Origin of the sequence: Pseudoalteromonas sp. 20-MNA-CIBAN-0454, assembly GCF_040308685.1 — a bacterium.
In the GTDB taxonomy this organism is placed as follows: domain Bacteria; phylum Pseudomonadota; class Gammaproteobacteria; order Enterobacterales; family Alteromonadaceae; genus Pseudoalteromonas; species Pseudoalteromonas nigrifaciens.
The window spans coordinates 1-257 of record NZ_JBEOOB010000198.1; the positions used below are offsets into that span (position 1 = coordinate 1).

Genomic DNA, 257 nt, shown 5'->3' on the forward strand with positions numbered 1-257 from the left:
CGAACGTGACGATCGACGCGGCCGCGCTGTGCCTGAAGTCCGGCAACGCGACGATCCTGCGCGGCGGCTCCGAAGCGCTCGAATCGAATGCGGCGCTCGCGAAGCTGATCGGCGAAGGGCTCGAGGCGGCAGGCCTCCCGCAGGACGCGGTGCAGGTCGTCGCGACGGCCGATCGCGCGGCGGTTGGCAAGCTGATCACGATGACCGAATACGTCGACGTGATCGTGCCGCGCGGCGGCAAGAGCCTGATCGAACGG

At 69.3% G+C, this 257-nt stretch carries 1 protein-coding gene; it reads left to right on the forward strand.

The window, feature by feature from the left end:
* The coding region (locus tag AAEZ22_RS18495) for an aldehyde dehydrogenase family protein (protein ID WP_352298527.1) at positions 1–257 on the forward strand (257 nt) is incomplete at both ends.